This window comes from Aminiphilus sp., from assembly GCF_029975095.1.
Taxonomy (GTDB): Bacteria; Synergistota; Synergistia; order Synergistales; family Aminiphilaceae; genus Aminiphilus.
Window position 1 is genome coordinate 1 of record NZ_JARKPW010000240.1, and the last position, 8637, is coordinate 8637.

An 8637-nucleotide genomic window follows, 5' to 3' on the forward strand; every position below is an offset into this window, starting at 1 on the left:
AAGGCCCAGATTCCTCCCATACCGATGAAGCACTCCACCCAATGGAAACACCTCCCTGATCCGCACAACACAAAAAGACTCCCTTCTTCATATGAAGACGGGAGTCCCGCGGTTCCACTTCACTTCCGCTTTTCGCATGAAGCACGCCTCCGAAAAAACGCACTCCAAAAAACGGCATCTCACAGCGCGATAAGGGGCGCTCCCCTGCGTCTTGACCCTCTCGGATTCAAGGTTTTCAACGCACGCTCCAGGGCGGTGACCTTTTCCTGCGAAGTGAAGAGTCTTTCAGCCCAAGGACTCTTCTCTCTGTCCTCCGCACATCTCGGACAGGCCTTCCCTTTCATCGCGACAGGATAATCAGGAAATATTGGGGGAGACTATACGCCTCCAGAGACGACCTGTCAAGAAAGGAGCGCACGATTTCCATACTTTTTCCGGGAAACTCCTTTTATTGTCCCGTTTGTACGGCACCGATTCCCTCGTCGGCAAACCAAACAGCTCTCAGAAGGGAGGAGCCCCCATTCCCTCAGAGCACCCTCCCTCTGAAAAACACGGAAACCATGCCCCATGCCCTATCCCCCCGCGTTTTCCCGGAGTAACGGATTCTTCTTCGCCTTCTTTTTCCGTGACATCGAGAAAATTCCTCACAGAAGAGATTGCCCTCGGAGATCATCTTTGCTACAATGTGCCGTCAGCAGCGGGACACACGTCGAGGTGTCCCGCTTTTGAGCCGCCCGGCGACGCACTCGAAGCGAAGACGGGACAGGAGGTTGAGAGACATGTCGCAACTGCGCACGGCAGACGATCAGGTCCCCATGACGCGGGAGGGCTACGAACAGCTCAAGCAGGAACTCATTCAGTTGCGGACGGATGGACGGGCCGAAGTGGCCCGGAAGCTTGAGGAAGCACGCGGTTTCGGTGATCTGAGCGAAAACGCGGAGTACCATGCAGCAAAGGAAGAACAGGGACAGCTTGAGACGCGCATTCAGTGGCTCGAGTCACGCCTCAGCCGGGTGCGTATCGTCGAAGCCGCCGATGTGGACACCAGCAAAGTCACTCTGGGAACGACCATCACGATAAGGGATCTGGACTCGCGGAAGGACTTCGTCTACACCATCGTGGGCTCCGAGGAATCCGACCCGAAGAAAAACCGCATCTCCGCCGCAAGCCCCGTCGGTCAGGCTCTCATGGGGCAGGAGGTCGGCCAGGAAGTGCTGGTACGCGTTCCCAAGGGAATCCGCAAGCTGAAGATCGTGGACATCTGCGTCCAGTAAACACACCAACACGTAGCGGGTAGATTTTTCTCCGACGGGAAATACCTTTCGGTTTTTTTCCGTGGAACGGGGGGAGAAATACCCGAGAGGGGAATTCGGACGGCAGGGTGGCAACGCCACCTCTGCCGCTTTTTTCTTGGCTTCGTCTCGGCATTCCAGGAGGGGCATGCATCATGAACGGACAACAGTGGCTTGCAGGGATCATCTTCGTCGCGGCCTTCGCGCTCATCGTCAGCGAAAAGATGCATCGGCTGAAAGCGGCGATGGCGGGACTTTCGGGAGTGCTCCTTCTCCGGTTGGTCACCCAGGAAGACGCCTTTCGCTTCATTGATTTCAATACCATCGGCCTGCTCGTCGGCATGATGATCCTCGTGGGGATCGTCAAGGAAACAGGGCTCGTCCAGCGTACCGCCATCACCGCCATCACACTGAGCAAGGGGCATCCCTGGAGGCTCCTCGTGGCGCTGACATCCCTCACGGCACTCATCTCCGCTCTCCTCGACAACGTCACTACAGTGCTCCTCATCGGCCCCGTGGCCCTCGCCGTGTGCGAGACCCTGGACCTCGACCCGGAACCGTTCATCTTCGGAGAGATCTTCGCCTCCAACATCGGCGGAACGGCGACGCTCATCGGCGATCCACCCAACATCCTCATCGGATCCGCCGCCGGTCTCTCCTTCAACAAGTTCCTCCTGCACCTGGGGCCGGCGGCGTTGCTGGCGCTGTGCGTCATGTACGGCCTGTTGTACCTGCTCTTCCGGAAGGATCTGGTTCCCTCGCACAGAACCGAGGAACTTCTCCTGCGCTTCCAGAGAGGCGGAAAGCCGCTGGATAAAAAGGGAACCACACGAATTCTCGCCGTCCTCGCTGGAGTGCTTGCGGCGTTCACACTCCACGGCACGCTTGGATTCGAGGCCGCGACCATCGCCATCGCAGGAGCCACGGCGGGACTTCTGCTCTGTCCTGTCCCGGTGGAAAAGGCCCTTCAGGAAGTGGACTGGGTCACCATTCTCTTTTTCTCCACGCTCTTCATGCTCGTGGGAACCATCGAACACCTGGGGATCATCGAGATCGCCGCAACGCATCTCGTGGACACCGTCGGCAACCGCCCCGAACTGTTCGCCGGACTCCTCCTGTGGTGCTCGGGAATTCTCTCCGCCCTGGTGGACAATGTCCCTTACACGGCGGCCATGATTCCCCTCGTGCGGGATGTGGCGTCCCTCTCGTCCATGAACGCGGAACCTCTCTGGTGGGCACTCGCTTTGGGGGCCTGTCTGGGGGGAAACGGAACGCTGGTGGGCGCATCGGCGAATCTGGTCCTGGCAGGAATCGCGGAGAAGGGCGGCATCAGGCTCTCTTTCCTCCGCTTTCTCCGCATCGGAAGCCTTGTCACGGGAGCCACGCTGCTCTCCTCCACACTCTATCTCTATCTCCGCTATTTCATCCTCGCGTCCTGAGGGAGGCCCGCAGAATACGTCCTGCCAGCTCGGGAAAACTCCATCCGAACGCCGCCGCAGCCTTGGGGACAAGGCTTGTGGCGGTCATCCCCGGAACGGCGTTCACCTCGAGAACCCACGGGCTTCCTTGAGGATCGAGGCGAAGATCCACCCGGCTGTAGATCTCGCACCGCGTAGCCCGATGGGCTTCCACGGCGACGCGCCGAACCTTGTCGGCGGTCTTCTCGTCGAGCGGCGCGGGGACGAGATATTCGCTGGAAAAGGGGGTATATTTCGCCTCGTAGGTGTAGAAAGGACCTTTAGGACAAATCTCGACGACGGGCAGTGCCGACGGGCCGCTTCCATCGTCCCACACCGTCACCGTGAGTTCCTTTCCTGGAATGTAGTCCTCCACGAGCACCGTCCCGCCGAAACGTTCCGCCTCTCGGACCGCGTCCCCCAGTTCCTCTTCTTTCCGGACGATGGTGACTCCCACGGTGCTTCCAGCATCGGAGGGTTTGACGACAAGGACTTCGCCTTCCGCCACGCGGCGGGCGAGAGCGCACAGGGCCGCCCCTGAGTGTGCTTCTCCGGAATGCAGAAGCGTGAACGCCGCTGTGGGAATACCGTATTGTCGAAAGAGGAGCTTGCTCACCACCTTGTCCATGGCACGCATACATCCTTCGGGGCCGCTCCCCGTGTAAGGAACGCCCGCCATCTCCAGAAGCGCCTGAAAACGCCCGTCCTCGCCCCATCCTCCGTGAAGCGCGACGAACACCGCCGTGCCCTTCTGCAGAAAGGGCAAAACGTCCTTCGGGGTTTGCAGCGTCAGGAGTTCCGAGGGCCATCCGTCCTCCGCAAGAGCCTGGCACACCGCCGCGCCACTCCTGAGGGAAACGTCCCGCTCGGGGCTGTCGCCGCCGCAGACGACGAGAATCTTTTCCACGTCTGCAGGCATGTCAGTTTCCGGATCCTCCGGGGAGATCTTTGGGGCGGCTCCCTCTGTCGTCGATCTCCTTCTGTCCCACCCCGAGAGGCGTGTCCGGAAACGCAAGGATGGTGATGCGCAGGCCCGCCCAGTCGTCGCCGTTCCGGAGATCGTCCCGTACCAACAGCTCCCATTCCATGCAATCAAGGGTATAGGTCACCCAATAGGCAATCTCCTGCAGTTCCGACGCGTTGAGATCGTACCCGCCCCGGGCGGCGAATTTCCATCCGTTCCCGAGGGGAATGGTGATTTTCTGGTAAAGCTCCTCCGCTTCCTCCTCCGCATCCCACTGCATGGGAGAACCGCCGGACACCCAGCGCCGGAAGTAGGTGGTGCGCATCTGCAGACTCGAAAGAGGCCATTCGAACCCCAGCGCCGCCTCGGTAACAGTCTGGGTGTCGTCACCTCCGGCACTCTCCCTGTCGTAGAGATAGTGCATGTACTTGGCTTTCCAGAAGGGCACGAGATTCGTCCCCGAACCCTCGCCGTAAAGTTCCACTCCCGCGCCGCGGCGTTCGGCCCGAAGCCCCTCTTCCTCGTAGGTGCCCCAGGTGCCGTGGAGACGCCACCATCCTCCGCTCGCTCCATCGGACCACCAGGGGCCGACCAGGGTGAATTCAGGATCGCGCTCCAGCGTTCCCCGGTAGGTCTTGCCGAGTTGTTTTTCGATCTCCACGGCCTCCCGCTGTTTCCAGCTCATCGTGCCGCTCCACCCTCCGGAGAGAACACGAAATCCCCAGGAGGGGCGCCAGGTCTTTTCGTCCGATTCCTTCTCGTAGGAATACTCGGTCTCTCCGAAGAGACGCACGGTGTCGCTCAGTTCCTGCTCGAACTTCCCCCACCCCTCGAACTCCGAGTCCTTCCAGTACATAAGCCCGAGGGTGAGACTCCCTCCAGGCCAGGTGACAGGCCCGGAGAATCCCACTCCGACCCCGCGGTCTCTCTCGTAACTCAGGGAAGGAAAGAAGGACGTCTGAAGTGCCCGCTGTTTTGTGTCCAAACGAACTACGTAGTCAAAGGGATAACGAAACAGAAGAAACTCGCCGATGTAGACCTTGGGGCTTTTCGCCACGACTCGCTTTCCGGGGACGACGACAAGATTCGTCGCTTCCAGCCGGTAATGCGGACGCTCCTCCGTGCAGGTGGTGATGGTCGCGCCTTCCCAGAACGCCACGTCTCCGTCCCGGTCGCCACCCCGGGCCTGCCGGGCACTGATGCGGTTCGTCCGTACCGCCGTCTCGAAGGGAAGCACCTCAAGCTCCTTTCCTTTGAAAAGAAGCGCGTCCACCTGTCCCGAAGCGTTGCGCACCACTCCTTCCTGAGTGACCAGGTTGAACTCCGCCCGCTCTCCCGAAAGGCGGCGGCCCCGCCAATTCAAGGTCACCAGTTCCCCCGGCGCTGCGGAGGCCCTGAGCATCTGCGTGCGCGTGTCCATTTCGACATGGGGAGCCTGAAGGCGAAACTCGCCGTAGCGGAGGCGTACGTTCCCCTCGGCGAGAGCGGTGTAGCCCGCCTCGTCATAGGTAACACGGTCGGCATCCACCACAACCTGGGGCGCGGGTTCCTCGCCGAAAGCCGGGAGGAGGAACGCCTGGAGAAAAAACAGGACGAACAACAGCACCGGGAACGATGATACCGAACGAACTTCCCTCATGGCTCCTCCCATTCCACAACCACATCCCCGCTCAGGAAAACGCTTCCGCCGGGAAGAATCCATCCGGAGCCGGCACGAAGCGTCGTCTTTTCGTCCTCTTCCGCGAAGACACCTTCGGGAAAGACAAGTCTCCCGTCCCCCCGATTCCATGCCCCTTTCGGAGCAGCAAAGCGCAGGCCCCCCGAAGAAAACTCCACCTCGCCCCGAACCCGTTCGAGGACGACGTCGCCGAATTCCTCGTCAAACATTCCCGTCTCCGCAACCATGACATACCGGCGTTGTTCCTCGTCGACGAGTTCCACTTCCAGGGAAACCGCCCGTACCCGCTCGCCCATGCGTTCCAGCCTCGGGGTCCGGACAGTCCAGAGATTTTCCTCCACTTTCCGCGAAATGGAGACCCGCTCCAACGTAACCGGCAATTCCGGAGCCGGCCCCCGGGTTTTCATGAACTCCTCCAGGAGGCTCACGTCCCGTTTCATCAAGAAAACCAGCCCGGCAACCCCCGCGAGCACAAGCAACGCGAGCAGTCTACCAGGAAATCCGCCAGATGCCCTGTTCTTCCACAAGACGAAGGACCTCGCTCCTCAGCACCCGCATGACCAACAGTTTCTGGGCGGCACTGACCTTCACCACCGTCTCGTTGGGCCAGGAGAGGACGTATCCCTCCTTGAGCGCCCAGCGAAAACTTCCTTCGAGCACGCGTTTCCCGAAGGCATCACGGGTGTACAACACTCTCATGTCCTTCGTGAGCAGCTCGTACATGGCATCCACATCCCCGGCGACCCATCCCTGGAGAAATTTCTCCACCGTCTGCTGTCGGGAGAGTCGGATGAGCCGCTCGGGAGCTCCCGTCGTCGGAACGGCCTCTTCGAGGGGTTGTTCTCCGGAAGCCACGGGAAGCGATATCTCAGAGATCACCTCGTCCGAAGAGAGAAACTCATCCAAGGCCACCTCTCCGGAAGGCGCAGGCGTGCCCTGTGGCGGCACGGCCGTCGCCGTTCCCCCCTGAATGGGAACAGGCGCGCTGGGCATGACGAGAAAGGGCGGCGGAGGCGGAATGTCCTCTTCAGGTTTTTTCGGCTGCGGCAGGGGCGTTTTTTTCCCCTCCTCTTTCTTCGGCACAGAGGAATTTGCAGCCACCGTCACCGCGCCCTGCGGTGCATCCTTTCCGGTCTTGCCTCCCCCGGTGTCCTCGCCCAGAGTGACCACCACGGTTTCGGCGGGGATGTCGGACGACGCGGCAACCGATTCGTTTGTCGGAGACATTCCCGAAAAGGCAAAAACCTGCTCCTCTCCGGCCACACCGGAAAGAGAGAGCGTAAACGTTCCTTCCTGCCTCGGGAAAAAAACCAACCCTTGCACGACGCCGGAGAGCGCTCCGTCGAAGGAATCGTCGTAGGAGGAGGGGGTGAAACGCTCTCCCCTGTCGTTCACGAGAGCGAGGTGTTCCGAAAGAGGCGCCAGAGAGAGCGGTGATCCGCCGAACTGATAGACGGTGAGGAGAACGGGTTCGGAATCACCCATACGCAGATCCCGGAGAAAGGATTGCTTGTAGGTGGCGGCATCCGCGGCGGAGAAACCCCGCTTTGCCGCCTCCAACCGCACCCAGGGGTCCACAAGTTCCTCCGGATAGTGCACCACCCAGATAAGGCAATCCTCTCCCCACCGAAATGCCGTGTGCCGTTCCAGAATGGACGTGACTTCACGCAACGCCTCCCGGCGCTCCGTGGTCGCCTCCTCGAAACCCGTCATTCCGGCAAAAAGCGGCGCGGCAGGCAAAAGGAACCCGAGGAAACAGCAGAAGAAAAAAACGGCAAAAACAACCCTCCGGCAGGACGGAAGAGCCTTGAACGACGTTCGGGGACGGGGGGGGATCCCGAAGGGGTAACCCGCCCCGTCCTTCTTCGGACGAAACGAAAGCGCCATGACGAACTACTACAGCTTCAGATCGATGATTGCCGACACACCCACACCCTGGACTCTGCGGAAACGATCCAGAGGATTCAGGGCATCGATGGGAACGAGGATCTTGATGCGCACACCCTGAAACGATGCCTCGATCTGGGCGACGGCCTTCGTCTTGTCCACGGTGTTCTTCGGACCCGAAACCTGGGCCGCGCCGATGCGCGTCCCGGATCCCACGGAGACGATGGGAACCACCTTGGTGGACTCTTTCGCCCCGACTCCCTTGTTGAAAGTGATGGTGTTGATGAAATCATTGAGGGGCCCCGCCACGGCATCCACGAGGAGACCCCCGCCGACGACTCCCAAAAGCGGCCCCAGGTCGATGGCGGACGCGGCGCTTCCCGTCATCACCGTACCCAACACGAGCAGCAGTCCCAGAAATTTCTTCATGACCGCATTCCTCCTTTCGGTTCTTGTTCCTTTCCTCACTGCGTGGCCGTGGGCGTCACGTCCGGCGAGGAAGCGTCTCCCTCGCCTTCCTTGAGCAGACCCTGCAGGCCCTGAGGAACCGGAAAGGCCTGCACGCGGGACTCTTCTCGCGCCTCCACGTAGAACTGCGTCCCCTCGGGAACATCCCGATCATCGCCCCGTACGAAAAATCCCCCCGCCAGTCCGACGGGACCGAGCACGACGAGTCCGAGGAAACTCGCTCCCGCCGCGGCCATGACAGCCTTGTCTCCTTCGGCGGCCTTCTTTGCGGACTCTCCGATGGCCACAGGCAGAGGTGTCGGTCCGAGAGGAAGCAACACGTCAAATCCGACTTTCACTTCCGAGGATCTCCCGAAGCTTCGAGGCGGTTTCACGTCCGCCACACTGGCTTTCACGACACTCCCCTTTGGTGCGATGAGGCGGGAATTCACCACGAGATCCCTGGCGAGGTGGACCTGTACCACATCTCCGGGCTTCGCCAGTTTCGGAGAAAGCGTCTCGCCCAATTCCACCTTCATGACCGTTCCGGCGGGAACCTTCGTCTCCTCCCAGAGAATCCCGTCGCCAAGCAACATCTGGATGACCCGCTCAAGGCGCATGGCAAGCGGGCGATCCTCCTGGGCCGAGCCTTCCAGATGTTCCTCCAGCATCCGAATCCGCTCCGACGCCGGAAGAAGGGGCTCGGCCCTCTGGGTCACCGCCCACTCGGCGACTCCGAGTTTGAACAGGAACGAGGGTTGGCCGCCGCTCCCCTTCTGAATGAAATCGAGAAGAGCCTGCTGCCGTTCCGCAATGCTTCCCGGCAGTTCCCTGCCGAAGAGATCCTGTTCCACCTTGCCGAGGCGGGAGACGAGTCCTCCCGTCTGGACGCTGCCGAGCAGAATCGTCTCC

8 protein-coding genes are annotated in these 8637 nt (G+C 60.8%); 2 read left to right on the forward strand and 6 right to left on the reverse strand.

The genetic code is table 11. The features are described from left to right. Positions 1-779 precede the first annotated feature (779 nt). Both greA and Q1K49_RS14700 read left to right on the forward strand, forming a co-directional pair. Positions 780-1274, forward strand: a complete 495-nt coding sequence (gene greA, locus Q1K49_RS14695) for a transcription elongation factor GreA (protein ID WP_300526716.1) — start codon at positions 780-782, stop codon at positions 1272-1274. A gap of 173 nt (positions 1275-1447) precedes the next feature. Continuing rightward, positions 1448-2731, forward strand: coding sequence for an ArsB/NhaD family transporter (locus tag Q1K49_RS14700; protein ID WP_300526717.1), 1284 nt, complete (start codon positions 1448-1450; stop codon positions 2729-2731). On the opposite strand, the gene Q1K49_RS14705 is transcribed toward Q1K49_RS14700, so the two are convergent. The 6 genes from Q1K49_RS14705 to Q1K49_RS14730 all read right to left on the reverse strand — a co-directional run. Then, positions 2715-3668 (reverse strand): D-alanine--D-alanine ligase, encoded by a 954-nt coding sequence (locus Q1K49_RS14705; protein ID WP_300526718.1) that lies wholly within the window; start codon positions 3666-3668, stop codon positions 2715-2717. The two genes, Q1K49_RS14700 and Q1K49_RS14705, sit on opposite strands and share 17 nt — an antisense overlap. A 1-nt stretch (position 3669) precedes the next feature. Further along, positions 3670-5352 (reverse strand): hypothetical protein, encoded by a 1683-nt coding sequence (locus Q1K49_RS14710; protein ID WP_300526719.1) that lies wholly within the window; start codon positions 5350-5352, stop codon positions 3670-3672. Continuing rightward, positions 5349-5831, reverse strand: a complete 483-nt coding sequence (locus Q1K49_RS14715; protein WP_300526720.1) for a hypothetical protein — start codon at positions 5829-5831, stop codon at positions 5349-5351. The genes Q1K49_RS14710 and Q1K49_RS14715 overlap by 4 nt, the downstream gene beginning before the upstream one ends. A gap of 49 nt (positions 5832-5880) precedes the next feature. Continuing rightward, on the reverse strand, positions 5881-7062 hold the full coding sequence (locus tag Q1K49_RS14720) for a hypothetical protein (protein WP_300526721.1): 1182 nt from the start codon (positions 7060-7062) through the stop codon (positions 5881-5883). Positions 7063-7287: 225 nt separating this feature from the next. Beyond that, a complete protein-coding gene (locus Q1K49_RS14725) occupies positions 7288-7707 on the reverse strand; it encodes a hypothetical protein (RefSeq protein ID WP_300526722.1) in 420 nt (139 codons plus the stop codon). 35 nt (positions 7708-7742) lie between these two features. Further along, positions 7743-8637 (reverse strand): hypothetical protein (locus tag Q1K49_RS14730; RefSeq protein ID WP_300526723.1); only part of this gene is annotated, 895 nt, incomplete at its 5' end.